Source organism: Alkalicoccobacillus plakortidis (genome assembly GCF_023703085.1).
Lineage (GTDB): Bacteria > Bacillota > Bacilli > Bacillales > Bacillaceae_D > Alkalicoccobacillus > Alkalicoccobacillus plakortidis.
Map to the genome: position 1 here is coordinate 12,680 of NZ_JAMQJY010000008.1, position 25,926 is coordinate 38,605.

Annotated in this window: 27 protein-coding genes and 1 pseudogene; 27 read left to right on the forward strand and 1 reads right to left on the reverse strand. The window is 38.2% G+C overall.

The features are described 5' to 3' along the window. The first annotated feature begins 4 nt into the window (after positions 1-4). The 12 genes from NDM98_RS22875 to NDM98_RS22930 all read left to right on the forward strand — a co-directional run bounded on the left by NDM98_RS22875 (position 5) and on the right by NDM98_RS22930 (position 13,758). Positions 5-2,296 (forward strand): glycoside hydrolase family 3 N-terminal domain-containing protein, encoded by a 2,292-nt coding sequence (locus NDM98_RS22875; RefSeq protein WP_251611805.1) that lies wholly within the window; start codon positions 5-7, stop codon positions 2,294-2,296. A gap of 277 nt (positions 2,297-2,573) precedes the next feature. Then, positions 2,574-4,835 carry a helix-turn-helix domain-containing protein gene (locus NDM98_RS22880; RefSeq protein ID WP_251611806.1) on the forward strand — a complete coding sequence of 754 codons (2,262 nt, stop codon included), beginning with the start codon at positions 2,574-2,576 and terminating at the stop codon, positions 4,833-4,835. Positions 4,836-5,159: 324 nt separating this feature from the next. Next, positions 5,160-6,494, forward strand: a complete 1,335-nt coding sequence (locus NDM98_RS22885; RefSeq protein WP_251611887.1) for a glycoside hydrolase family 125 protein — start codon at positions 5,160-5,162, stop codon at positions 6,492-6,494. A gap of 6 nt (positions 6,495-6,500) precedes the next feature. Further along, positions 6,501-7,373: a sugar phosphate isomerase/epimerase family protein gene (locus tag NDM98_RS22890; RefSeq protein ID WP_251611807.1), complete on the forward strand. Its 873-nt coding sequence runs from the start codon at positions 6,501-6,503 to the stop codon at positions 7,371-7,373. 69 nt (positions 7,374-7,442) lie between these two features. Next, entirely contained in the window at positions 7,443-8,072 is a 630-nt protein-coding gene (locus NDM98_RS22895; RefSeq protein WP_308807804.1) for a Gfo/Idh/MocA family oxidoreductase, read from the forward strand. Between the two features lie 37 nt (positions 8,073-8,109). Continuing rightward, positions 8,110-8,361 carry a Gfo/Idh/MocA family oxidoreductase gene (locus NDM98_RS22900; protein ID WP_251611809.1) on the forward strand — a complete coding sequence of 84 codons (252 nt, stop codon included), beginning with the start codon at positions 8,110-8,112 and terminating at the stop codon, positions 8,359-8,361. Next, a complete protein-coding gene (locus tag NDM98_RS22905) occupies positions 8,358-9,047 on the forward strand; it encodes a Gfo/Idh/MocA family protein (protein ID WP_251611810.1) in 690 nt (229 codons plus the stop codon). Before NDM98_RS22900 ends, NDM98_RS22905 begins: the two co-directional genes overlap by 4 nt. Before the next feature lie 22 nt (positions 9,048-9,069). Then, positions 9,070-9,351, forward strand: a complete 282-nt coding sequence (locus NDM98_RS22910; RefSeq protein WP_251611812.1) for a Gfo/Idh/MocA family oxidoreductase — start codon at positions 9,070-9,072, stop codon at positions 9,349-9,351. Between the two features lie 2 nt (positions 9,352-9,353). Beyond that, positions 9,354-10,220, forward strand: coding sequence for a sugar phosphate isomerase/epimerase family protein (locus NDM98_RS22915; RefSeq protein WP_251611814.1), 867 nt, complete (start codon positions 9,354-9,356; stop codon positions 10,218-10,220). A 29-nt stretch (positions 10,221-10,249) separates the two neighbouring features. Continuing rightward, positions 10,250-11,311, forward strand: a complete 1,062-nt coding sequence (locus NDM98_RS22920) for a Gfo/Idh/MocA family protein (RefSeq protein WP_251611816.1) — start codon at positions 10,250-10,252, stop codon at positions 11,309-11,311. Between the two features lie 32 nt (positions 11,312-11,343). After that, positions 11,344-12,582 carry an alpha-L-fucosidase gene (locus NDM98_RS22925; RefSeq protein WP_251611889.1) on the forward strand — a complete coding sequence of 413 codons (1,239 nt, stop codon included), beginning with the start codon at positions 11,344-11,346 and terminating at the stop codon, positions 12,580-12,582. A 159-nt stretch (positions 12,583-12,741) separates the two neighbouring features. Then, a complete protein-coding gene (locus NDM98_RS22930; protein WP_251611818.1) occupies positions 12,742-13,758 on the forward strand; it encodes a serine hydrolase domain-containing protein in 1,017 nt (338 codons plus the stop codon). 51 nt (positions 13,759-13,809) lie between these two features. On the opposite strand, the gene NDM98_RS22935 is transcribed toward NDM98_RS22930, so the two are convergent. Further along, positions 13,810-14,058, reverse strand: coding sequence for a hypothetical protein (locus NDM98_RS22935; RefSeq protein WP_251611820.1), 249 nt, complete (start codon positions 14,056-14,058; stop codon positions 13,810-13,812). A 196-nt stretch (positions 14,059-14,254) separates the two neighbouring features. On the opposite strand from NDM98_RS22935, the gene NDM98_RS23705 reads away from it, so the two are divergent. From NDM98_RS23705 to NDM98_RS23005, 15 genes and pseudogenes are all read left to right on the forward strand, one after another. Next, complete coding sequence (locus NDM98_RS23705; RefSeq protein ID WP_285804129.1) at positions 14,255-14,377, forward strand: hypothetical protein; 123 nt, start codon at positions 14,255-14,257, stop codon at positions 14,375-14,377. 16 nt (positions 14,378-14,393) lie between these two features. Beyond that, a complete protein-coding gene (locus tag NDM98_RS22940; protein ID WP_251611822.1) occupies positions 14,394-14,642 on the forward strand; it encodes a hypothetical protein in 249 nt (82 codons plus the stop codon). Between the two features lie 215 nt (positions 14,643-14,857). After that, positions 14,858-15,574 (forward strand): Na-translocating system protein MpsC family protein, encoded by a 717-nt coding sequence (locus tag NDM98_RS22945; RefSeq protein WP_251611825.1) that lies wholly within the window; start codon positions 14,858-14,860, stop codon positions 15,572-15,574. A 281-nt stretch (positions 15,575-15,855) separates the two neighbouring features. Continuing rightward, a complete protein-coding gene (locus NDM98_RS22950; protein ID WP_251611827.1) occupies positions 15,856-16,575 on the forward strand; it encodes a hypothetical protein in 720 nt (239 codons plus the stop codon). 113 nt (positions 16,576-16,688) lie between these two features. After that, positions 16,689-17,180: a GNAT family N-acetyltransferase gene (locus NDM98_RS22955; protein ID WP_251611829.1), complete on the forward strand. Its 492-nt coding sequence runs from the start codon at positions 16,689-16,691 to the stop codon at positions 17,178-17,180. A gap of 67 nt (positions 17,181-17,247) precedes the next feature. After that, positions 17,248-18,102, forward strand: a complete 855-nt coding sequence (locus NDM98_RS22960) for an STAS domain-containing protein (protein WP_251611831.1) — start codon at positions 17,248-17,250, stop codon at positions 18,100-18,102. A gap of 63 nt (positions 18,103-18,165) precedes the next feature. Then, complete coding sequence (locus tag NDM98_RS22965) at positions 18,166-18,354, forward strand: DUF1272 domain-containing protein (protein WP_251611833.1); 189 nt, start codon at positions 18,166-18,168, stop codon at positions 18,352-18,354. Between the two features lie 260 nt (positions 18,355-18,614). Further along, positions 18,615-19,476, forward strand: a pseudogene (gene desA, locus NDM98_RS22970) (Delta(5) desaturase DesA). Between the two features lie 43 nt (positions 19,477-19,519). Next, entirely contained in the window at positions 19,520-20,668 is a 1,149-nt protein-coding gene (locus NDM98_RS22975) for a sensor histidine kinase (protein WP_251611835.1), read from the forward strand. Beyond that, complete coding sequence (locus NDM98_RS22980; protein ID WP_251611836.1) at positions 20,665-21,264, forward strand: response regulator transcription factor; 600 nt, start codon at positions 20,665-20,667, stop codon at positions 21,262-21,264. Before NDM98_RS22975 ends, NDM98_RS22980 begins: the two co-directional genes overlap by 4 nt. A gap of 871 nt (positions 21,265-22,135) precedes the next feature. Further along, positions 22,136-22,705 (forward strand): LOG family protein, encoded by a 570-nt coding sequence (locus NDM98_RS22985; protein WP_251611891.1) that lies wholly within the window; start codon positions 22,136-22,138, stop codon positions 22,703-22,705. Between the two features lie 2 nt (positions 22,706-22,707). Then, positions 22,708-23,259, forward strand: coding sequence for a GrpB family protein (locus NDM98_RS22990; RefSeq protein WP_251611838.1), 552 nt, complete (start codon positions 22,708-22,710; stop codon positions 23,257-23,259). A 107-nt stretch (positions 23,260-23,366) separates the two neighbouring features. Beyond that, positions 23,367-24,443: an NAD(P)H-dependent flavin oxidoreductase gene (locus tag NDM98_RS22995; RefSeq protein WP_251611840.1), complete on the forward strand. Its 1,077-nt coding sequence runs from the start codon at positions 23,367-23,369 to the stop codon at positions 24,441-24,443. Then, positions 24,433-24,654, forward strand: coding sequence for a hypothetical protein (locus NDM98_RS23000; RefSeq protein WP_251611842.1), 222 nt, complete (start codon positions 24,433-24,435; stop codon positions 24,652-24,654). Before NDM98_RS22995 ends, NDM98_RS23000 begins: the two co-directional genes overlap by 11 nt. A gap of 272 nt (positions 24,655-24,926) precedes the next feature. Continuing rightward, positions 24,927-25,775: a hypothetical protein gene (locus NDM98_RS23005; protein ID WP_251611844.1), complete on the forward strand. Its 849-nt coding sequence runs from the start codon at positions 24,927-24,929 to the stop codon at positions 25,773-25,775. Positions 25,776-25,926: the final 151 nt, after the last annotated feature.

Consider the following 25,926-nt stretch of genomic DNA (forward strand, 5'->3'; position numbering starts at 1 on the left):
TTTCATGAAATTTAAGGACCCATTCATTCCAATTGATGAACGAGTAGAGGACTTACTATCGCAGATGACTTTAAAAGAAAAAGTTGGTCAACTTAATCAAAAGATGTATGGCTTGCATGCTTATACAAAAACGATAAGTGGTATAGAACTAACAGATGCTTTTAAAGAAGAGGTGAATTTTGGTGATGGAATTGGCGCCATTTATGGACTTTTTCGATCCGATCCTTGGTCTGCTGTAACGTATAAAAATGGAATTCCAACAGAGGAAAACGCTAAGGTTTCAAATGATGTGCAGCGTTATATCATTGAAAATACAAGACTAGGCATTCCTGTACTATTGTCCGAAGAATGTCCACATGGCCATCAAGCATTAGATGGAACAATGATTCCCACAAACTTGGGGGCAGGATCAACCTGGAATCCTGAGCTGATGGAAGAGGCATATGGTCACATCGCTTCAGAGATTCGGTCGCGAGGAGCTCATTTAGGACTTATTTCGACACTGGATATATTGCGGGATCCTAGATGGGGTAGATCTGAGGAATGTTTTAGCGAAGATCCATTTTTAGCTGCAAAAATGACAACAGCAGCAGTTTATGGATTACAAGGAAGGGCACATCAACGGTCCACCCACAAAATAGCGGCCATTCTTAAACATTTTGCCGCACAAGGAGCAGGTGAAAGAGGACTTAATGCAGGACCAGTTGCTATAGGAGAGAGAGAATTGCGCGAAATTCATCTGCCTGGAATGAAGGCAGGCGTGGCTGCAGGAGCTTATGGGTGTATGGCTGCATATAACGAGATTGATGGCATCCCATGTCATGCAAATGAAACGTTACTTACCGACATTCTAAGAGGAGAATGGGGGTTTGAAGGAATTGTAATGGCTGATGGAACAGCGAATGATCGTCTTAATCTTTTAACGGGAAGCTACGAAAAGGCGGGAGCACTAGCTCTAAAAGCAGGTGTAGATTTAAGTTTGTGGGATCTCTCCTTCACAAAATTAGCTGATGCTGTAAATAGTGGTGTCGTAGAAGAAGGTTATATTGACCGCGCTGTTCGGCGTGTTTTAAAGTTGAAATTTTCATTAGGCCTGTTTGAAAACCCATACACTGATGAAGGGCAATTAAAAGAAGTCATTACTAATAACGCATTCAAAGCAGTAAATGTCCAGGTTGCGCGTGAATCAATTGTACTATTAAAAAATGAAGACATGATCCTACCATTAGATACAAAAACGAAAAAGATTGCTGTGATTGGACCTAACGCAAATCAAATTTATCATCAACTTGGAGACTACACGTCGATTCAAGCAGAAAACAAAGGTACGACCATTTTAGATGGAATTGTAAAACGTAGTCAGGGCGAGGTTTCTTTTGCACAGGGTTGCAGTGTGAGGGGAGATTCTAAGGATGGGTTTGCCGAAGCGATTGCACTTACAAAAGAAGCTGAGGTGGCACTCGTTGTGATAGGGGGCAGCAGTGCTCGTAATTTTGATATCACCTTTGATACAAATGGAGCTGCGATCATGCACGATAATCCAACAGATATGGATTGTGGAGAAGGCGTAGATGTTGCTGATCTGAGTCTTGGAGGAGTTCAAGCTCAGCTTATTAAAGAGTTAGTCAAGACAGGTACACCAATCGTTGCTATCTTAATTCAAGGCAGGCCACATGCCATAGCTGACGTCGTTGAAGAATGTAAGGCCGTTATTTGTGGGTGGTATCCCGGCGAAGAAGGTGGCACGGCTATGAGTGAGATTATATTTGGTGAGGTTAATCCGAGTGGGAAGCTTCCTGTATCTATCCCTCGCTCAAGTGCGCAGCTTCCTATCTTCTATAACTACAAGGACCAAGGTAGAGAACCGAACTATTTAGATATGGATGCAGCACCTCTATTTCCATTTGGATATGGCTTGAGTTATTCCGAGTTTGACTTAACTAATTTACGTATATCACAAAAAGAGATACTCAGCTCAGAACTAGATAATGATAACAAAATTGAAGTTCAAATAGACGTGATGAATGTGGGTTCGGTTACAGGCGCTGAAGTGGTACAGTTGTATATAAAAGATTTAGAGGCTAGCACTACCCGCAGAGTGAAGGAGTTAAAAGCCTTCAAGAAAGTATTGCTCAAACCGCAAGAAAAACAAACCTTATCACTCGTATTAGGGAAAGAAGACTTATCAATTTGGAACAATAAAATGAACTTTGTACTTGAGCCCGGTGATGTAAAGATAATGGTTGGGACGAGTTCAGTAGACACTCTCGAATCGTATATAACCATTACAAACTAATACTACGGAAAAAGGCAACCAAGAAAAAATAGAGGGATTTACATTCTTTAATGACGCAAAATCTAAATAAGAGTGTAAATCCCTATTGCTTGTTTATGCATTTATTCGCTATCATATAAACTATACAATTCCTTAATATATTAGAAAAGTAGTAGGTTTCATTTAAAGTCATTCTCACAACTAGTCACGCCCTATTTTTTCAGGAACAACAAAATGAAAAGGCTTACTTTTCCGGGTGTTTTCATCGTGTTTATAGAAGAAGTTGAGGGGGAGTTAAATGGCGCTTAGTAAATTTAGATCTAAGTTATTATATAAATATATTATCTCCTATCTACTAATATTTCTTGTACCCTTTACGGTAATGAGTGTGGTCATCTATTTAAATGCAGTATCAAGCTTGAGAGAAGAAATTGAGCATTCTAACATCTATAACCTGGAGCAGGTCAGAAATATGACGGATGAGCGGTTGTCTGAGTTAGATACATTATCAGCGCGAATTTCATTTGATGCTCGCTTAACACCTTATATGGTAAGCCACGGCTACTATAGTGGAGAAGCAACGGACGAGTTAAAAAAGTATAAAGCGAATAGTGCCATTATAGAAGAGTTGTTTATTTATTATCATAGAAACGAAACATTATATTCTACACATGGATCTTATTCCATTGATGCCCTTTTGCAAAATAGTTATCAAATTGAACAACTGGGAAAAGAACATTTAATAAATGATTTGCAGACAAAAATGCCTTTGATTCGTGTGGTAAATGATGTAGTGATTAACGAAGAAGTTCATGAGAATCTCATTGTCTATTTTGTCCCGATCGCACCTAATTCCGAGAACCCACATGGAACTGTCATGTTTTTTATTGAAGAATCCACAATTATCAATATGATAAAAAATATACTGGGTGAAATTGACGGTAATGTTTATGTCTTTAACGAGGAAGGACAAACCATTGCTTCAACCATTAGCGATGATTCTGTGAAGACAGCAAATTTCGCATCCTTATTAAATGGACATACTGGAGTAGATACGGTTGAGATAGAAGGGAAAGATTACTCCACCGTTTCGGTTCAGTCTGAAATAAGTGGCTGGAGATTTGTTACTGTTATGGACCCTAATCAATTTTTTGGTAAGCTGCTTAATATGCAATTTTTTATTTCATCCTTTTTGGTTGGGTTGTTTATTGTTGGACTAATTCTTGCTATTTTATTTGGAAAAAATCAATACAAGCCGATAAAGCATCTATTTAATATTGCAAACAAAGGAAACAAAGCAAACGCGCTTCTAAAAGGTGAAAACGAGCTGGAAACGATCGGAAAATCCTTCACTACCTTATATGAAGATCACGAACTCTTAAATGAAACGGTTGATTTGCATCAGCCATTTGCTAAAGAGCAATTTCTTATTAGGCTGTTAAAAGGGAATTATAGAGATGATCAAGAGATCCGATCCATTATGGAGACCCTAAACATATCCTTTAAAGAAGGAGAGTTTTTTGTAGCAATTGTTCATTTTGAAACGGGTACATTTTGCGAAGAGAATATCAATGAAAAAGACAATGTGATTCAAATGGTTGCAAACATTGAACTAAATGACGCATCAGCGTATGGTGTTGACTTACTATATTCTGATTCTATTGCGATTGTAGTGAGTTTCGCAACAAGTTCATCAGATGATGTGAATGTGTTGAGAGAGGAGATCGTACGAGCTATTCAGACATTTATGGAGAATTATTTTGTTCATCTCCCAACAATTGGTGTGGGTCTCCCATACAACAATATTACAAAAATTAATCGATCCTATATCGAGGCACTTGCTACTGTAGAATATACATTCTCAAAACCTCAAGGCAGTGTTATTTACTTCGAAGATATTGGAACAGAATCAAAGCATTTACTAGGGTACCTGAAGGAAGAGCAGATTAAATACGTGCAAAGCTTAAAGCAAGGCGATAACATCGTTGCCACTGAAATGTTAACTGATATGTTTAGTGCGTTAGAAAAGAAAGAGCTCTCTATCAATGAAATGAAGTGTATTTGTTTTGATATTATTAACACCACACTAAAAACGGTTTCAGAATTAGGTTTTAATAAACATGTTACGAATCTTAATAGTTTGATTGATTTTGAATCCATTAACCAGTTACATAAACAACTAAATCATTTGGTTGAGGTCATTTGTAATGAAGTAGAAATTAAAAAAGACAGTCATAACGTAAAATTAAGGGAAGATGTTTTAACATTTATACAAAGAAATTATAAAATGTACGAAATTTCGTTAGATTATGTTGCTCAGGAGTTTTTCCTATCAGTATCTTACCTTAGTCGATTTATTAAAGAGCAAACTGGTGTAACCTTTACCCAGTTTATTCAAGACTTACGTATACAATATGTTAAAAATCAGTTAACGGGCACAGATGAACCTATTAAGGATATTGTGGTTCAAGTTGGCTATAAGGATGTCGCCAATTTCATTCGTAAGTTTAAGAAAATTGAAGGAGTTACACCTGGACAGTACCGTAAGCTCCATAGATGAGGCTGTGTACACAAACAGAATGACAAGTACATAACGAGAGAGTGAGCCTGTAGAGATCCGAACGTTAAGAATAATGTTCGGATTTTTTATGCCTTTTATCAAAAAAATGGGCAGTTACCATTCAAAACTGAAATGACGATGGAAAACATATAAAAGGCGAAATGACATACTTTCATCCGTAAACCATACGACTTTGCTGAAAAATAACAGAACGTTTGGATGATTCTGGCTATGTATTAGACATGCTACATATTGATCATACATTAAAAACTATTTAGTATTGTAAGCAGTTACATTAAATTTCGAACTAAGGGTGTGAGAATGATGAAGATGCCATTACCTGATTCCATGGTTTCCTTAATTGAAGAAGTGAAAAGTCTATTTCCGGATGATCCGAAAACTCAGAGAATGTTTGAAAAGTGTTTTTCAAACACGTATGAAACAACTATTCGTTCTCAAAAGGATGGGACAACATTTGTCATTACAGGTGATATACCTGCTATGTGGTTAAGAGATTCAACAGCCCAAGTACGTCCATATTTGTTACTGGCAGAAGTAGATACAAATATGGCGGATCTAATTGAAGGGGTAATAGCCAAACAGATATCCTATATTAATCACGACCCTTATGCGAATGCATTTAATGAGGAGAGTAATGGCAATCGATATCATAATGATAAAACCGATATGACTGCTCTTATGTGGGAGAGAAAATATGAAATTGATTCGTTATGCTATCCCATACAGTTAGCATATCTGTTCTGGAAATCAACTGGTAGGACCTCTCATTTTAATAAATCATTTCATCAAGCCGTAGAAAGCATACTTAATGTCTGGAAAATAGAACAGAATCATAGTGAACATTCAGATTATCATTTTGAGAGAGACGGATGCCCGCCCCAAGATACATTATCACATGAAGGGAAAGGTGCTCCAGTTACTTATACAGGTATGACGTGGAGTGGTTTTCGCCCAAGTGATGATGCTTGTCAATACGGCTATCTCATTCCATCTAATATGTTTGCGGTTGTTTGTTTGCGTCAGCTTGCAGAAATTGCCCAGCAGGTACTTGGAGATGACGAGCTTACACATACAGCACTTCATTTAGCTGACGAAATAAATCAAGGCATTCAAACCTATGGAAAAGTCGATCATCCTAAATTTGGAACCATTTATGCCTACGAAACAGACGGTCTTGGAAACTACAACTTAATGGATGATGCCAACGTTCCTAGTCTGCTTTCGTTGCCATACCTAGGATACTGCGAGATAGACGATCCAACGTACTTAAATACAAGAGCTTTTATTTTAAGTAAGGATAATCCTTACTATTTTGAGGGAACTGCAGCCAAAGGAATTGGAAGTCCTCATACACCAGAGAACTATATATGGCACATTGCACTAGCTATTCAAGGGATGACCGCTTCTAATCTTGAGGAAAGAGATGAGATTCTTTCGCTTTTTAAACAAACAGATGCAAATCAACATTTGATGCATGAGGGTTTTGACGTAAACAACCCGGAACAATATACCAGACCATGGTTTTCATGGGCAAATTCTATGTTTAGTGAGTTCTTACTTTATTATTGCCAGTATAGTGTTAAGGGAAGTCCTTTCTATAAGAAGTTAAACCTAGAAAAAAATATTAATAAGAGGTGAAGAGAAATGAAGGTAGGGTTAAGCACATATAGTTTATTAGAGGCGATTGAAGCAGGAGAGATGACAATTCTAGACGTTTTCCAATGGGTCGCTGATCATGGTGGTGAGCATGTTGAACTTGTTCCTTATGGTTTTAGTCTTGTAGATGATATAGAACTTGCAACTTCGGTAAAGGAGAAAGCTGCAGAACTTGGCTTGGAGATTTCGAATTATTCGATGCCTGCAAATTTTGTTCAAGCCACTGAAGCAGAATTTGAGGAAGAGGTTGCTCGAATAAAGAAGCATGTTGATCTACTAGATCATATGAATATTCGACACTTGAGGCATGATGTGACGGCATTTACTCTACCTCCAGAAAAAAGAACGATCGAATACTTTGAAAATGCTCTCCCTCAAATGGTAGAAGGTAGCCGACGTATCGCTGATTACGCAGCTCAATTTGCGATCACGACAACAATCGAAAATCATGGTATGGCTGTTCAGCATAGCGATAGAGTTCAACGTGTCCTGCAAGCAGTGGATCGTCCTAATTTCAAAACGACGTTGGATGTCGGGAATTTCCTTTGTGTGGATGAGGATCCTATCGTAGGAGTAAGTAAAAATCTTCCTTATGCCTCCCTCATTCATGTCAAAGATTTTTATATTCGACCAAGCAATGAGCACCCTGGTGAAGGAAAGTGGTTTGAATCAGCAAATGGTAATTTCTTAAGAGGCTCGATATTTGGTCAAGGTGATGTGAACACAAGAGAGATTATTAAACGAGTTAAACAATCAGGATATGATGGATACCTCACTCTAGAGTTTGAGGGGATGGAAGAATGTAGAATGGGAAGTCGAATTGGACTTGAAAATGTAAAGAGGCTTTGGGAAGAGGCGTAAGCTAAAGAATGTTGCAGGTAACATGTTACGTATATAAAAAAGAGGTGAATAGCTCTGATTAATCTAGCGATCGTCGGAAGTGAACATGAAGTGAACTCTCAACTTCAATCTTGGTCAAAGATAAAAGATGTTCAAATTTCAGCTGTGGTATCTATATCTGAACAGGTTAGTGAAACCACCTTAAGGGAACAACTTTCAGATTTACTCTTAAAGGATATTGATGCCATTGAATTGTGTGTTCCAGTTGCTAAAAAGAAAGACATGATCCGCCAGTTGTACAAAAGTGAATTATACATTATAACGAATTCTCCCTTAGCTGAAACGAGTAAAGATGCAGCGGCAATCATTCAAGAGTGTAAGGATCAAAATGTAAGACTCATTAGTCGAAATAGATTGTATTTCTCACAAGAATATATACATGCAAAAAACGAGTTTTTAAGTGGCACGCTTGGAAAATCGGGAGTCAATCGACTGTCTGTAAAGACACCACATCCTGGAGTAAATCAAGATATCTTCTTAACCATGGGTGTTTTTCAATTCGAGTGGTTAGTGCAAACGTTTGGAAGAGTTAAGAGGGTGATGGCGAAGCATGTTTTGAGTAAGCATCAAGATAAACCTCTTGTAGAATATAGCCTAATTTCATTAAGAATGGAAAACAATTCATTTATCCATATGGAGTTAAGCTTGGGGCGGAAATGATGAGATTTATAGATTTGAATTAGCCGGAGAGAAAGGTATGCTCACATACAATAGTAGTGACTCAATCCCTATCCAAATTAAGGCATTAAAAAGCGAAAAAGAAGTGCCGTCGATTTCTAGTCGATCAAACCAAAAAGAGATGGAGTCTATTGTTCTTTTAATCCGTGAGGGGAATCTTCCACCCGTTTTAGAAGAAGAACGTATTCATGCAATAACTATAGCAGAGGCCGCAAAGAAATCTGTGTTAACGGGTATGCCCATTCAATTGAAAGAAGGTGACAAAGAGTGAAGGTAGGAATAATTAGCTTTGCACACATGCATGCACACAGTTATGCATCAGCTTTAAACAAACACAATGAAGCTGAACTTACATGCATTTGGGATGCGGATGTTAAAAAAGGTGAAAACCTAGCTACTCAATATAATACGCACTTTTACTCCTCGTTGGATGCCATGTTAGAGACAGATATTCAGGCAGTGATTGTCTGTTCAGAGAATGTAAATCATCGGGATCATGTTTTGAAAGCAGCCAGCTACAATAAGCATATTTTATGTGAGAAGCCAATTGCGACAGAAATGAATGACGCCGTTGAGATGATTGAAGCATGTAAAAAACAGAACGTTATTCTGCAGGTCGCTTACCCAGTCCGATTTGCCTCTCCCATTCAACATGTAAATGACATCATTAAAGCCGGAGAACTTGGAGAAGTATTAGCAGTTAATGCAACGAATCATGGTCAAATGCCAGGCGGCTTGTTTATTGATAAAGCATTATCTGGTGGTGGTTCAGCGACAGATCACATTGTTCACATAATGGATCTACTAAGATGGATGTTAAAGGACGAAGTCAAATCGGTGTATGCTGAATTTGACACCCGCTTTTACGACATTGAAGTAGAAGATTGCGGTCTCGTCCTACTTGAAATGGAGTCTGGTGTTATTGTGTCTATAGATCCAAGCTTGGTCAAGACCTAAAACGTTTCCCACCTGGGGAGATGTGACATTAGAAATTGTCGGAACGGATGGGGTGCTATCCGTAGATGCGTTGAAGGAACACTCAATTCTATACAATGATGCAAGTAATAAAATAGAACATAAGCCATGGTCAGAAGACATGGATGAAAAACTAGTTGAAGATTTTATTAGCTGTATAAAAGAAGGTCGCGCTCCATTTATTAGTGGGCAAGATGGATTAAGGACGTTAGAGGTTGTCAAAGCCGCATACGAAGCGGACAACGATAAACGCCCCATTACTCTTAAGCGACATGAAGGGGTGTAGGCATGAAACTAGGAATGAGCTCTTACAGTTTAGTGGGAGCGATTAACTCGGGTGAAATGTCGATTTTAGATGTTCTACAGTGGACAGCAGACAATGGAGGAGAACATGTAGAAATTGTACCTATTGGCTATTCGTTAACAGATCAGCCCAATTTAGTAGAAATGATTGTTTCAAAAGCCGCTCATTTAAATATTGAACTGTCTAACTATGCAATAGGAGCAGATCTTATAAAAGGAGACAGGCAGGACTTTGAGAATGAAATAGAACGAATGAAACGAGAAGTGGACATTGCGAGCGTCCTTGGTGTGAAACGAATGAGACATGATGTTTCTTTTAGACCACCAGCAGAAGCAACCATTGAACAATTTGAAGAAGATTTACCTAGGTTAATAGAGGGCTGTCAAAGGATTGCAGATTATGCATTACAGTTTGATATTACTACCAGCATAGAGAATCATGGCTATTATGTTCAAGCTAGTGATCGGATAAGACGTCTTATTCACCATGTAGACCGTTCAAATTTTAAAACAACACTGGATACAGGTAACTTCTTATGTGTGGATGAGGATCCTTTAGCTGCCGTGAAGAATAATATTCACTTAGCTTCAATGGTTCATGTAAAAGATTTTTATCTTCGTCGGGCTTCTTCTTACGATCCGGGAGAAGGATGGTTTAGGTCAACAGCAGGAAATTACCTGAGGGGTGCTATTACCGGGCATGGAGATATTCCCTTACAAGATATTCTCTCAGTCATTAAAGAATCTGGCTATGATGACTATATTTCCATAGAGTTTGAAGGAATAGAAGAATGCAAAAAAGCGGCGGGTATCTCAATGGATAATGTCCGAAGAGTGTGGGACGCGCTGTAAAAAAATCAGTAGAAGGGGTGTTACATAAAATGAATCCAGTCAAAATAGGTGTAATTGGAGCAGGATCCATTTCCGAGATGCATTTTGATTCTTATAAGAATAATAGCGACGTTGAAATATATGCGGTTTGTGATCTTAACATCAATAGAGCGGAAGAAAAAGCTATAAAATACGGAGCAAATAAGTTCTACTCAGATTATCAAGAGTTACTAGCGTTAGATGAAATTGATGCTGTTAGTATTTGTACGTGGAACGATTCTCACGCTGAAATATCGATTGCTGCCATGCGAGCTGGCAAGCATGTATTAGTAGAAAAGCCTCTATGTAAAACAGTTAAAGAGGCAGAGGAAATGCAAAAAGCCGTAAATGAAAGTGAGAGTAAGATCCTCCAAGTAGGCTTTGTTCGCCGCTTTGCTACGAATACACAAGTGTTAAAGAAATTTATAGATTCTGGTGATTTAGGTGAGATTTATTACGCAAAAGCATCTTGTTTACGTGTACTAGGAAATCCGGGCGGATGGTTTGCAGATAAGGAACGCTCTGGTGGGGGACCGCTTATTGATTTAGGGGTTCATGTTATTGATTTATGCTGGTATCTAATGGGTAAGCCCAAAGTTGTATCGGTAACTGGAAATACGTATCACAAATTGGGGAACAGAGCGAACATCGAACATAAGTCATATTACAAAGCAGCAGACTATGATTCTAGTAAAAACAGTGTAGAGGATTTATCTAATGCACTCATTCGCTTTGATAATGGTGCTTCTTTATTGGTGGATGTGAGTTTTACCTTACACGCTCAAAAAGAGGTAATGGAAGTAAATCTTTTTGGGGAAAAAGGTGGAGCGACTATTGAACCTAAGTTAGAGATCATGACAGAGAGACATGATACGATTCTAAACTCAACGCCACAAATTGATACACTTACTTTTGATTTTGTTAAAGGATTTCAAAATGAGATTAATCACTTTGTTGAATGTGTTCAAGGAAAAGCAAAAACAATTAGTCCTGTAGAAGATGGCGTTGAAATCATGAAGATTTTGACTGCTATTTATGAATCAAGTGAAACAGGATCTGAGGTTACATTTTAAGTAAAGCCTAACAATAGGAGGACAAAATGAAAATGGAGGACCTTGCACTACCAACGATACAGCAGGTAGCTTGGCAAAATCTAGAATTGGGATTTTATGTTCACTTTGGTATGAATACATTTTGTAATCAAGAATGGGGAGATGGAACGGATTCCCCCCAGACGTTTAATCCCAGTTCTTTGGATGCTAGACAATGGGTCAAAGTGGCTAAGGATGCAGACTTCAAGTACTTTATCTTAACAGCTAAACACCATGATGGGTTTTGTTTATGGCCAACAAATACAACTGATTATTCTGTGAAAAATAGTCCGTGGAAAGATGGAAATGGTGATGTTGTAAGAGAATGTGCAGAAGCCTGTAGGGAGCAAGGAATGCCATTTGGTATTTATTTATCCCCATGGGACCGTCACGAACCATGTTATAAAGATAAAGATGCATACGACGATTTTTACTGTGAACAGTTGACGGAATTACTAACTCAATACGGTCCAATCGTAGAAGTGTGGTTTGATGGGGCGGGCTCTGAGGGACGTGAATACGATTGGAATAGAATAATAGAATTAGTGAAAGCATATCAGCCTGATGCAATGATTTTTAATATGGGCATGCCTACGATTCGGTGGGTGGGCAATGAAGAAGGTGTTGCTCCTTATCCTTGTTGGAACACAAGGCAGCATGCTAAAGTAAGTATGTTTTCTAATGATGAGGTGCAATGGCTTCCCGGGACGCCTGAGTGGATGCCCGCAGAATGTGATGTTCCAATTAGAGGAGATCATTGGTTCTGGCGTGAGAATGATGAGCACCGATTAAGGTCGCTTGAGAATTTGGTAGAAATCTATGAAAAATCCATAGGCAGAGGTGCCAACCTATTATTAAACGTGGCGCCAGACAATCGAGGTCTTATTCCAGAAGCTGATATGGTGAGAGTAGAGGAACTAAGTCAGAGAATCAGAATGAACTATTCAAACCCGATATCAAGAACAACCGGCAAAGGGAACAAGATACATTTAGAATTAGGAAAAAGTACGCAAGTAAATGGCGTCATTATAAAAGAGAACATCTTACTTGGTGAAAGAGTAAGGAAGTACAAGGTAGAAATCGAACGTAATGATGCGTGGGAAACGATCGCAGAAGGTACTGCAATAGGACATAAGCGAATACAAACCTTCAAATTGGTTTGTATTAATAAAATGAGACTAGTAGTTACCGAAACGATAGGTGTACCTGAAATAGTCGAATTTTCGGTTATTAATACAGAGAGTGTAAAGTAATAAATCTAAATAAGAAAGCGCACCATGCTATACTAAAACTAACAAAGGAGGGGTGCCACATGTTTAGAATCCATCAAATGTGAACGCTTTATTGATTTATCTTTTTTGAGTGAAATCAAATAGAGCTGCAATCAAAAAAGATAAATGAGGAGAATGTATATGGATACGAAAAAACTTGAAAAACATGTAGATGCAAAACAACAGGAAGTGCAATTTTCAGGAACCGTTTACGCTAAATTGGGGTCTGACTCTTTCACAAAAAGTTATGGTTATGCCAATCGATCTGAAAAAATAAAAAATAGTGAAGAAACGCGCTATGGTATTGCTTCAGGATCTAAGCCAATTACAGCTGCAGCAATATGCTTGCTAGTTGCTCAGGAAAAACTGTCTTTTGACTCAAAGTTGTCGGAATTTTTGAATCAGGAGTTTCCTACCTTTGATAAAGAGATCACCATTCATCATTTGTTAACACATACCTCGGGCATACCTGATTACTTTGATGAAGATGTGATGGATGATTTTGAAGAGCTTTGGGTGAAACATCCAATGTATCTAATTAGAGACTTAAAGGATTTCCTACCATTGTTTCAAAATGAAAAAATGAAGTCATCACCAGGTGCTCTTTTTCAATATAATAATGCAGGTTACATTGTGCTCGGGCTAATTGTGGAAAAAGTGAGTGGCCAGACATTTAGTGATTTTGTTCAGGAGTATATTTTTGATCAACTTGGTATGAACGATTCTGGTTATTTTGAGTTGGATTCGTTACCTGAGCGAACGGCTATGGGTTACATCGAGAAGCCAGATGGTGGTTATCGAACAAATGTGTACAGCTTACCAGCTAAAAGTGCATCAGATGGTGGCGTTTTTGTCACTGTAAATGATATGCAAGTTTTCTGGGAAGCCATTATAAGCAATCAGCTCCTTAGCAAAGATCTGTCTAACCTTTTCCTGACACCACATGTTGAAGTTGATGAAGACTTCTATTATGGCTATGGGCACTATATAGAGATGGATAACAAAGCGATTAACAGGCACATCATGATGGGATATGATCCAGGTGTGAATTTTAGAGCTGTTTATTATCCAAAGTCATCGCTAAGTGTCATTGTTTGCTCGAATTTATCAGACGGAGCTTATGATATGATTATAGAAATTCAAGAAGTTCTAAAATAAAGCAGAAAAAAGCCATGTCATCCCTAGTTTGGGTGGCATGGCTTTTGCTAATCAGGCTTTAGCTTGCTGCTCCACGTAATCAATTCCAGCTGTTGTTAACTCGATATGGAGATTGTCACGTCCTTGTCTCTCTGTGTGAAGATAGCCTTTGTCCTCAAGGTATTTGTAAGCAAGTTCCTCTTCTGCTTCTGTTTCAGTCACAACAATCTGTAACGGTTTTCCAGTGTGATTAAAATGATGCTGGTACAATTCTTCTAATAGTTTGTTTCTAAGCTGTTGCCTTTTTTTTATGGCAGTCAAATGATCTCCTCCTAAATAGTCTTACTAATTAATTTCCCTGTTAGATTTCATATCAAACTGAGAATTTCAAAAAAATTCTCGTCAAAGAAGCTTGAATGATTATTAGCGACATGACCATTCTTTTTAATGGTTATGTGTCACTAATTAAACTCTACATCATATGGTACATAAGGCTATATTAGTGGGAGGAGTATCTATGGGTGATTCCTTTAAATCAGGAGCATTGTTTTTTATTGTTGTCGTTATCTTTATTCTGTTTAGTATAGGTGCAGGGAGATCTGATGCCACATTAGGAAGTGATGAAATTATTTCAACGTAAAAGGGGGACTTGATTCATGGGGAAAGATGGTAACCAGTTTGATAAGGTGTTCAATAAATATAGTTTGTCACCACAACAAATTGCCGTCATTACTGGGATATTATTAGATGCACTCGTAGTTCAAGCTGTTTTAGTAGATAATAATCAACGTGTTGAAATCGTTTTAGAAGGACACCTATCTGAAAAGGGAAAAGTTAACACCGTCGTGAATGATATCTATAATATGAAGTTCGGAGAAATTTTTAATGGCTTCCCACGAAAGTGACTAAATACCTTAGGGCATTCTTTATTCTGTCTTAAGGTTTTTTGGTGCGTTATTTTGGGGGTAGGAGTAATTTGATGGAAAAGGGGTATTAAAGTTTCTAACAAAGTCATACTGACAAAGAATAGGTGGAATCCCTTTTAAAATTGAAAGATGACTAGTATACTAAAAGAGGACGAGAAAAATAATGTTCTTGTCTCTAAAAAAGGATTGTTACTATGGATAAAGTGACTGTACAAGCTGAAATTGCAAGTTATGTAGGGAAGTTACTACGAGATAATTTTGGTAAAGGACCGTCCTCAGTGTATGTGTCTATAAAAAAACCATATATCACGATGCACCTTAGAGAATTTCTTTCGCCGATGGAGCGCGTATTAATATCTCAGCAAAAAGATCTAAAGGTCGAAGAAATCAGAGACCTCTTAATGAATGAATTACTTCCAGAGATTAAAGCAACCCTAAATGCAACACATCATATAAACGTTTCTGAGCTTTATTACGATTGGTCTTTACATAATCGTTCAGGAATTATCATAGGTGTTATGGATGAGAACAATACCTCTGATGAATTGGTAGAGGAATATCCAAACCAAGAGGCTATCCATCGAGAGATCGATCAGGTTAGCAAACAGGCAGAGAGAATGCCTGACTCAGTTGATTCTTGTTTTTTAAATGAGCGGACGTTAGTGGTCAAAAGAACGGGTATCCTTGTTCGAATCGAAAAGGAATTGATTCGTTCGGGATTTGAAGAGCCACTTAAGCTAACAAAAAGACATCTTGAAAAAAGTCTTCTTGAAACTGGTGACTTTAATGACATCTTTAATGCAGAGATTATGGATATCTTTGTTGATTGGGACTTCCAAGAAGATATTAGTTACATCATCTTTATTTTAAAGCCAACTAAAAGCCAAGGTAGCAACGCTTCAGACAATTAGAGCTGAACGTAAGCCGAAAGGGATTAAACTCCTTTTCGGCTTTTTTATATTCTAAAAAAGGGGAATTATACGATGAAATTTTTAATTGATACAACGCAGAAACTAATACACAGATCCTCCTTTGTCCGAGATGCTTGTGGGTTTCATACAACAACCCTAGCAAGCAGAGAGAGCACACATGATGAGGCTTATGTTCAGAAACTCGTAAAAGATCAGCACTATAAAAAGTGTGACCAATGTTATTCAACTATTTACAAAGGAAATAGATAGAAGGGGCGTTTATGTTCGGTTTAGATGATTTATTTCGTTTGATTATTGCGGCACTCATTATTTTACCACTCACTTCAATTATTCGTGAATCTGGCTATTATTTAGCTGTTACAATTCTAGGGGCAAAAGAAAAGAAGCTGATCGTTGGAAGTGGACCAATATTATTTACGTTGCCAACGATTGAGGTAAGAAAGTACTTTTTTATGTATAGCTGGATAGAGTACGAGGAGTTGAATCCAAGTAATCGTTTTTGGCATGGCATGATCTATGCGTCACCTATTGTTGGCCCACTTTTGCTTGGCCTCTTAATAAATACACTCTTAGCTAATGGTGTCTTAGAAGCGAATATGTTTTGGAATACATTTTTGTTTTATATTTTCTATTACATCTTTTTTGATGTCATTCCTGTTTATCTACCAGATGGTCAACCGACAAATGGGCGAGCAATCTTTGATTTAATTCGGCATGGTGAACGATCCGATTACAGGAAGACTAGACTTGAACAAGAAGAGAATTCAGAAGATGAGCCTAAGGGTTACACGGAAGCCCAAGAAGATACAATAGAAAATCGTGATCGCGATCAGCAGGAAAGGCAAGACCACACAGATCCTACGCATAAGCAAACTGAGTCTAATGAAGGTAAAGGTAATACAGAGACTCAGGAAGAAACGATAGAAAACCGTGATCGTGATCAGAAGACACACTCAGACCATACGAAATTTTACAAATAGCCCATCTTGCTATTTGTATATGATACACTAAAAGTAAAAATAACCCATATGGAGTTGAGAGTTTGATAACACTTACTGATCATACGAGTATGAGGCCACTTAAGAGCGAAGATATGAAAAGATACTGGGAGCTTGCATACAAGGACTCAAACCCTGAATGGAAAAAGTGGGATGCTCCTTATTATGAACACAAGGCACTTTCCTATGGGAAATTTGAAACCGACGTACGCGATCGTTATCTTGAGAAGAATGATGTGTATGGTTTGTTTGTAGATCATACGTTAATCGGGACGGTGTCATATTATTGGGAGCATGAACCTTCAAAGTGGCTAGAGGTAGGTATTATCATTTACGACTCCAACCTTTGGAATGAGGGATACGGGACACCATTTCTTAAAGCTTGGATTACTCATTTGTTTGAAACCCTGCCACTAGTTAGAGTAGGTTTTACAACATGGTCAGGAAATAAACGAATGATGAGGCTTGGAGAAAAGCTCGGAATGACACAGGAAGCGAGACTGCGAAAATGCCGTCTCAATAATGGTATCTACTATGATTCAATCCGATATGGTGTTTTGAGAGAAGAGTGGATTAGTTTTCAGTAACATATGTTACTCCAATACTTTATGATACAATTGATCTAGTAAATTATAGGTAAGAGGAGTGGTATATTTGTCTCAGAGTATGAAACTCACAGATGAAAAGCTTTATTCACTAAAAACGGTTTCTAAAAAGATGTTTCGATTAATTAGTGATCGACTTAATGTGAATACAGCTTATGTGACAAAAAGAGGAGAGTCCGCTATGACTGTCCTTAGCTCCTTTAATAAAGATGCACAAACTATCCCTGAAGGATATTCTGTTGAATATGGTGATACATACTGCCGGCTCATCATTTTAGATGATGCGGATGTAATGACCACTTCGGATTTAAATAAAGACGAAATAACAAAGAAGCTCGAAGTAACCTCTCAATTAGGTGTAAAGGGTTTTCTTGGCGTTACACTAAAGGATTTAGACGGGAATATATTTGGCACACTTTGTGTTATGGATCAAGAGGAAAAGAACTTCACTCAAGACGACATTGACTATCTTCATACGAGTGCAGAGATTCTTTCCTATCTAATTGAGTTAGATCAAACTAGACAACATATAAATTATTTAAGTGTACCTATTATTCCTATAACTGAAAAAGTATCGATTCTTACTCTGCAAGGCATCGTTGATGAAACACGTGCAGAAAGAATCATGAATGAAGCGATGCAATATGGGGCGGAGAAAGAAATTGATTATTTCCTTTTTGATCTGTCCAAGCTTGCAGTACAAGATCAAGTATTTCCAACGATTTTATATAATATTGTACAAGCCCTGCGTATCATGGGAATAGAGGTTATCATTACAGGAATAACTCCAAAATTTGCACAGCTGGAATCAAACAATAATCAGCTCTCAAAAATGGGTGTCAAAACGGTTAATAGCATTCAAGCAGCGTTGGATTTGATTGGTTACAGGTTAATTGAAAAATAATAGAAAATTTGAATCGCCACTTGTTTGGTGCGATTCTTTTTTTACATCTTAGGAGGTTTTGATATGACCTTAGAAATGAAAAATAAATGTGAACGTTGCGAGAAAAAACTAAAAGATCATTTGTATGCCTACATATGTGTATATGAGTGTACGTTTTGTCCAGATTGTACAAAGGAAATGAAAAATACCTGCCCTAACTGTGGCGGAGAGCTAGTGAGAAGGCCAAGAAGAATGGTAAGAAAATTTGTCTAGTTTGGGTTGGAGTATGACATCTGTCATACTCCCTACATGATGGTTACTACTTACGCCAAATCTGTTGCTGACTTATAGTTAGTGTATAAGCAAGCAACGGAGGAGAATGCTCTATGACTAATACAGATCACGCTCAAAAAACAAAAAAATTAACTCAGCAAGTTATGAAATACGCTAAAGGTGAAAATAAAAATAGTATAACTCAATTAATGAATACATTTATTCCATTTATCGCCCTTTGGATCGGCGCTTATCTACTCATGGACGTTTCCTATTGGCTATCTTTGCCACTTGTAATTGTCGCATCAGGCTTTTTGATTCGTATCTTTATCATTTTTCATGATTGCTGTCACGGATCATTTTTCAAAAGCAAAAAGGTGAATCACTTTCTTGGAACACTTACAGGAGTAATGACATTATTCCCATTCATTCAATGGAAAAGAGATCACTCTATTCATCATGCAACTAGTAGTAATCTTGATAAACGAGGCACAGGAGATATATGGGTTTTAACCATTGAAGAGTATCAAGCGGCATCAAAAAGGGAAAAACTGATGTATCGGCTATATAGAAATCCAATTGTGATGTTTGGTTTAGGACCAATTTATTTGTTTCTAATTAAGAACCGTTTTAATCGCAAGGGAGCTCCATTAAAGGAACGAATGAATACGTACACTACAAATGGTTTGATCGTTGCTTTTGCTTTATTTACATGCTGGCTTGTTGGCTTGGCAAGCATTTTTACTCATTCAAGGTCCGATCTTCTTTATCTCGGGTATGTTGGGAATTTGGTTATTCTATGTACAACATACATTTGAAGATACGTATTTTGAGGAAGATGAGAACTGGGATTATGTAAAAGCAGCAGTGGAAGGAAGCTCTTATTATAAATTGCCACCTTTACTTCAGTGGCTGACAGGAAATATTGGCTATCATCATGTGCACCATCTTAGTCCAAGAATTCCAAACTACAAGCTTGCGGAAGCTCATAATGAAACGGAACAACTAAAAAACATTCCAACTGTTACATTAATGACAAGTCTTCAATCACTAAAATTTAGACTCTGGGATTCTACAGAAAAACGATTTGTCGGTTACAAAGCATTAAAACAGGCTCAGTAATCCAACTGATGAATATCTCCCTCAAATCGATAGGATGGTCCTCATGTTAGAGAAAATACAAAAATTTAATCTTCATACTTACAGCGGAATATCGCCCTATATATGGGCGGTATTCTTCATTCTACCCTTTTATTATATTTTTCAATTTTCATTTGAAGTGGACATGATTGCAAGTGTCATACTAACTGTCAGCTTCTTTATTTTTTATCGAATCGCGTTTCTTTCAAAGGGATGGATAATCTACCTTTGGACATTTATTTTGATGGGTGTCTCTACGTCAACGATTTTTTTATTTGGGTATACCTTTTTTGCCTTTTTTATTGCCTACTTTATTGGTAATATAAGGGATAAGCGGTCTTTTTATCTGTTATACTTCATCCACTTAGGCACAACATCTTTTTCCATTAACTATGGCATTATTAATGAACCTAATCTGTTTTTGCCACAATTAGCCTTTGTCATTATTGCTTGGATCAGCGTGATACTGCTTCCATTTAGCACTCATAATAAAAACGAACGAGATATATTAGAAGATAAGCTTGAGGATGCTAACGAGCAACTGGCTGAACTGATTAAAGTGAAGGAAAGGCAGCGAATAGCAAGAGATCTTCATGATACGTTAGGTCAAAGTCTCTCAATGATTGGTTTGAAGAGTGAGCTTGCAAGAAAGTTAATTTATAAGAATCCGCAACAGGCAGCAATAGAAATCAAAGAGGTACAGCAAGCGGCGAGAACTTCATTAAATGAAGTGAGGAAACTAGTTTCTTCAATGAAAGGCCTTAGGTTACGAGATGAGCGGACGCTATCGGCGCAAATGCTAAAAGCAGCCCATATTGCGTGGGGATGGCATGAAGAAGATCGTGAAGTATTAACAAACGTCAATCTAATTACGGAAAATATCTTAGCAATGTCTTTAAAAGAAGCCGTTACAAATGTTGTGAAGCATAGTAATGCAACAACTTGCGAAGCGTTTATCCAAGCTAAAGAGGATCAACTCTTATTGATTGTTCGAGATAATGGCACCTTCAAAGCGACGGGAAATTATTTTGAAAAAGGAAATGGACTAGCCGGAATGAAGGAACGTCTTGAGTTTGTAAATGGCAGTCTTGAGGTTGATACATCAAATGGAACAGAGCTTCGAATAAAGGTGCCGTATGACATAAAAATAATCTACAAGGATGAGAACTCATGATTAAAATCTATATAGCTGAAGACCAACAGCTTCTGCTTGGGGCACTTGAAGCGTTGCTTAACCTAGAAGATGACATGGAGATCGTCGGAAAAGGCAAAACTGGGCAGGAAGCCGTAGATTATGTGAAGAAATATCAGCCTGACGTATGTATTATGGATATTGAAATGCCTGAAAAAACAGGACTTGAAGCAGCTGAAGAGTTAAAATCCTATGATTGCAAATTGGTGATCCTCACCACCTTTGCTAGATCAGGTTATTTCCAACGAGCCCTTCATGCAGGAGTGAGTGCCTACTTATTAAAGGATAGTTCAAGTGATGAACTAGCCCAGGCGATTCGTCATGTGGTAGATGGGAAACGAGTATACGCTCCTGAACTGATGGATGATGTGTTCCGTGAAACCAATCCATTAACGGAACGCGAAAAAGAAGTACTCTCACTCATTGCAGATGGGAAAAGCACAAAAGAAATTTCTATTGAACTTGATATAAAAATAGGCACAGTTCGTAATTACGTGTCAGTCATCTTAGAAAAATTAGACGTAAAAAACCGAATTGAAGCAGTTACACATTCTAAGGAGAAGGGATGGTTTGGTTAAACAAGCCGTCCCTTTATGTATGAATGAACACTATAAAAAACCAAATCATCATGAGTTCACTCACATAATGGTTTGGTTTTTTGTTCATCAAAAAGAAGAGAGTAGGGCTAGCCTATCGGACGAACACCCGTAAGAAGCTGATGATTTGTAAGCGGGATTGAATTACTTACAGAGTAATGAAGATCTACTGTAGATTGTACAAGTTAATTCGAATTATTAATTATTCCACTTGATATTTATTTGTTTCGTTATGACCTAAGCTCGTGCATGTTGATTCATTCGTACACTACTATCTCTTTTTTTACAGATAAACACTAAATTTAATTCTAATAATCTATTAAAAATACTGACGCTCTCACAAAGCGGATGGGCGCCATCCCCGTGGAAAGAGTGCCCCATCCTGGAAGCGACGAAACTCCAACAATCCCCGCCTGCTACTTTATTGTACAGATTAGTTTTATCAGACCAGTTTTTTCACAATTTTTGAGAAAAGAAAACCGCTTTAATGTTGAAAGAAATCGATAACTAATGAATACTTATACTTAACGAGAAAAATGATCTATTAATAATAAGAAGGAGTGTTCAATAAAGGCAATCCTAATGTTGTTTATTTTTATTATTTTTCCTGTGATTTTGATCGTTTTAAGCATGCTTTTGAAGCGGCATAGATACCTTGTTTTTCTGCTCGCTTTTATGCTGCCAGTTACATTTGTGGGGATCGAATCTTGAAAGCATTCTAGGTAACTTGGATGCCATTGCTCTTTACACTTCCGCGTATTTTGTAATCTGTGGAATGACGATGTTTATATCAGCAAAGGTACGAAAATCAACTTATTAATAGAGAGAAAAGGGAGCGATTATTATGCATCAAATAAAAAGAGTTGCAGTATTTTGTGGTTCAAGTGAAGGGTCAGATCCTATCTACATGGAGCAAGCTAGAAAATTAGGCGCCTTACTTGCTGACAAAGGAATAGGACTTGTATACGGAGGAGCTCAGGTGGGCTGCATGGGTGCAGTTGCAGATGCATGCTTAGAAGCTGGTGGTGAAGTAATTGGTGTTATTCCTGAAAAGTTAATGAATGTTGAGATTGCTCATAGTGGATTAACAGAGCAACACATCGTAAAAACCATGCACGAGCGGAAGGCAATGATGGCTGATCTATCTGACGCATTTATCGCATTGCCAGGAGGGGCTGGTACGTTGGAAGAGTGGTTTGAGGTCTTCACCTGGTCTCAACTTGGTTATCACCATAAACCATGCAGCTTCTTAAATGTAAATAATTTTTATGATCCATTATTACAAATGCTTGAGCACACCATCGAGCAAGGATTTATGCGACCAGCCTATCAGGAATTAATTATTACAGAGAATAGTGCTGAGGAATTGTTGGAAAAGCTCCATCAATTTCAACCGCTTGAATTATCTAAGTGGGGTAATTAGGTGTGAACGAACATGAAGATCGAAGCAAGTGGCCTGTCTGGGCAGAAGAGACAATTGTTATAGAAGAACCAACCCCGGAATGGCAAATAAAAGGCGAAGAAGAGAAGAAACAGTTGCTTTCTCTTCTCGACCCATTTGAGATTATAGACATTGAGCATATAGGTAGTACATCTATTCCTTCGCTACAAGCCAAACCGATTATTGACATTATGACTAAAGTAAAAGATTTTAGCCGATCAGATGAAATGGTGGCCGTATTAAGTGAACATGATTGGAACTATGTCCCTCCAAGCCTTGACCAACGGGAATGGAGAAAATACTTTGTGAAAGTACATAACAACAAACGAGTGGCTCATCTACATATAGTTCAAGAGGGGTCTGAAAGGTGGGACGAGCACTTACAATTTCGCAATACGCTACGAAACAATCCGAAACTAGTAGCAGAATATGCGACATTAAAAAAGAGACTTGCACACGAATTTGCTGGTGATCGTGAAGCCTATACGGAAGCAAAGTCTGAATTTATCCAGAAAGTTTTAAAGCGATACGTTTAGTTAATTTTTGCAAGGAGAGCTCATTACTAATCAAAGTACCAGTATTGATTAAATCACAAAAACACGAGAAGCTAGCGACATAAAATCATAAAAAAGGGGAGACCCAAATGAAGCAAGCAAGCTTGTACGAGCGCCTACATCTGACACATCCAATCATTCAAGCCCCAATGGCAGGAGGGATTTCTACCCCGGAGTTAACAGCAGCCGTTTCGAACAATGGTTGCCTTGGTATGATAGCCGCAGGGTATTTAGATCCAGATGCACTCCTTAAGGAAATTAAAGCAGTCAAGAAAAAGACTAAAAATTGGTTTGGCGTGAATCTCTTTGTTCCAAATGTTTATGAGATAGAGGATTGTGCACTACATACATCCAAAACTCTACTTGAACCAATTCATGAAAGTTTGCACATAGAACAACATCAAGTTTCACTACCTGAGGCCAAATGTGACGATGACAACTACCACCAATTAATAGATCTGATCATTCGAGAGAAAGTGCCTGTATGTACATTTACATTTGGTCTTCCATCTCGTGATGTGATTCATCGATTAAAACAGCAACATATCATTCTGATTGGAACCGCTACTACAGTTAAAGAAGCGATTGAAATCGAGCGAGCTGGATTGGATATGGTCATTTTGCAAGGTAGTGAAGCAGGTGGCCACAGAGGTACCTTCTTGCATACAGAGGATGAGGGTCTTATTGGATTAATGGCACTGATTCCACAAGCGGTTCGTCTGATTAATATTCCTGTTATCGCTGCAGGTGGCATTATGGATGGTAGAGCATTAATGGCGGCTCGTTGCTTAGGAGCAGCTGCTGTTCAGATGGGAACGGCTTTCCTAACATGTACGGAGAGTGGAGCAACAGATATACATAAGCAGGCCGTGACCAAAGCAACGGACAGTCAAACAACGTTAACAAGTGCGTTTTCAGGTAAAAAGGCGAGAGGAATCAATAACACGTTTATACGAATGATGCAGAAACATGAACATGACCTTCCTGTTTTTCCAATTCAAAATGCGTTAACTAAGTCAATTCGTGCAGCGTCTTCCAATCAAAACAATCGTGAATTTATGTCACTATGGTCGGGGCAAAGCCCAATGCTTGCTTCTTTACAATCAGCAGAAGAACTAATTGAGCGAGTAATGGAAGAAGCGGAGGAGGTTTGGAATGGTATCTAAACCTAATCAAAAAAAGACAACATTAGTTATATTAGGTGTTGGACATGCCAATCAATTAGTTTCAAAATCGTGTCAACCTGCTGTATATCGAGCATTTTTTGATCGTGTGAAACCCGATGTCATTGGAGTGGAGAGAGCACCTTTAGAGTTCTTAAAATCAAATTTTTATGATTTTACTCATGAACAACAGAACATTATCAGGTCTGCCTGAATGGACAAAGGTAGGGAAGCTTCAGCTTGAAGGGTATTGGGAGGATCATGTGCTTAGGTCTCGATAATTCACGATAAAGGTGGATAACATCATGAATGTAAAAAAAAGCAAAACAGATCGCGACAGAATGGATTTCTCAAGTATCTACTGAACTACCGACTTTTCATAGTGCATATCTGGCTGGCTCCATTGTATATAGGGAGGACCATTCTAAGTTACCCAAGAGCTCTGATCTAGATGTTCTGATTATTCTAAATCAAGCGGATATCCCAATGAAACCCGGTAAGATTGTCTATCAGGGTGTGCTTTTAGATGTGACGTACCTTCCTTGGGCGCAGTTTCAAAATTCAGAGAGGATACTTGGTTCCTACCATCTTGCAAATAGCTTAAAGAGCAAAATGATCCTCTCAGATCCCACAGGCGAGTTACAAAAAATCCAAGCAAAGGTTGCAGATCTCTTCCCAAAAAGAATGTGGGTAGAAGCAAGATGTGAGGATGCTCTAGAGCGAATAACCAATAATTTAGATAGTCACTCAAACAAAACACAGTGGGCAGATCAGGTGATGGCGTGGCTATTTGCTGCAGGTGTTATGACTCATGTTTTGCTCGTAGCAGATCTTCAAAATCCAACGGTTCGATTGAGATATCTGAATGTAAAAAAGCTTTTGCGGACCTACGATTTGGACCATGTATACGAGGAGCTTTTGGACTTTCTAGGTTGCCGGGAGCTTAGTTCAGACAGAATCTCCTCTCATCTTAATCAGCTGGAAACAACATTTGACGCAGCTGTATCTATTGCCAAAACACCGCTTTTTTTTAGTTCAGACATCACAAAAGAGGCTAGATCAATCGCTATTGATGGAAGTTGCGAGCTTATTAAAGCCGGGTCTCATCGAGAAGCCGTTTTCTGGATGGTTGCAACCTATGCACGCTGCCATCAAATATTTGCACTTGATGCACCAAAGCTTTTGCACATGCCTGGTTTTAATTCTTTATTAGCAGATCTAGGTATAACCAGCACAGATGATCTAGACAAACGAGTAGCCGAGATTAGAGAATACTTACCAAACCTAAAAAAATATGCTGAAGCAATCATGTCGCAGAATTCAGGTAGTGGATGAATGAGGGAGAACAAGCAAGGTATAAACGCTACGGTGATGGATGTGAAATGTGGCTTTGTTGAAAAGTAGATAGCTAAGGGAGATCGGGAAAAGATGTTCTGGATCGCTACACCTGCTAAGACTGCTAATCAAATCTAAAAAAGCATTACTC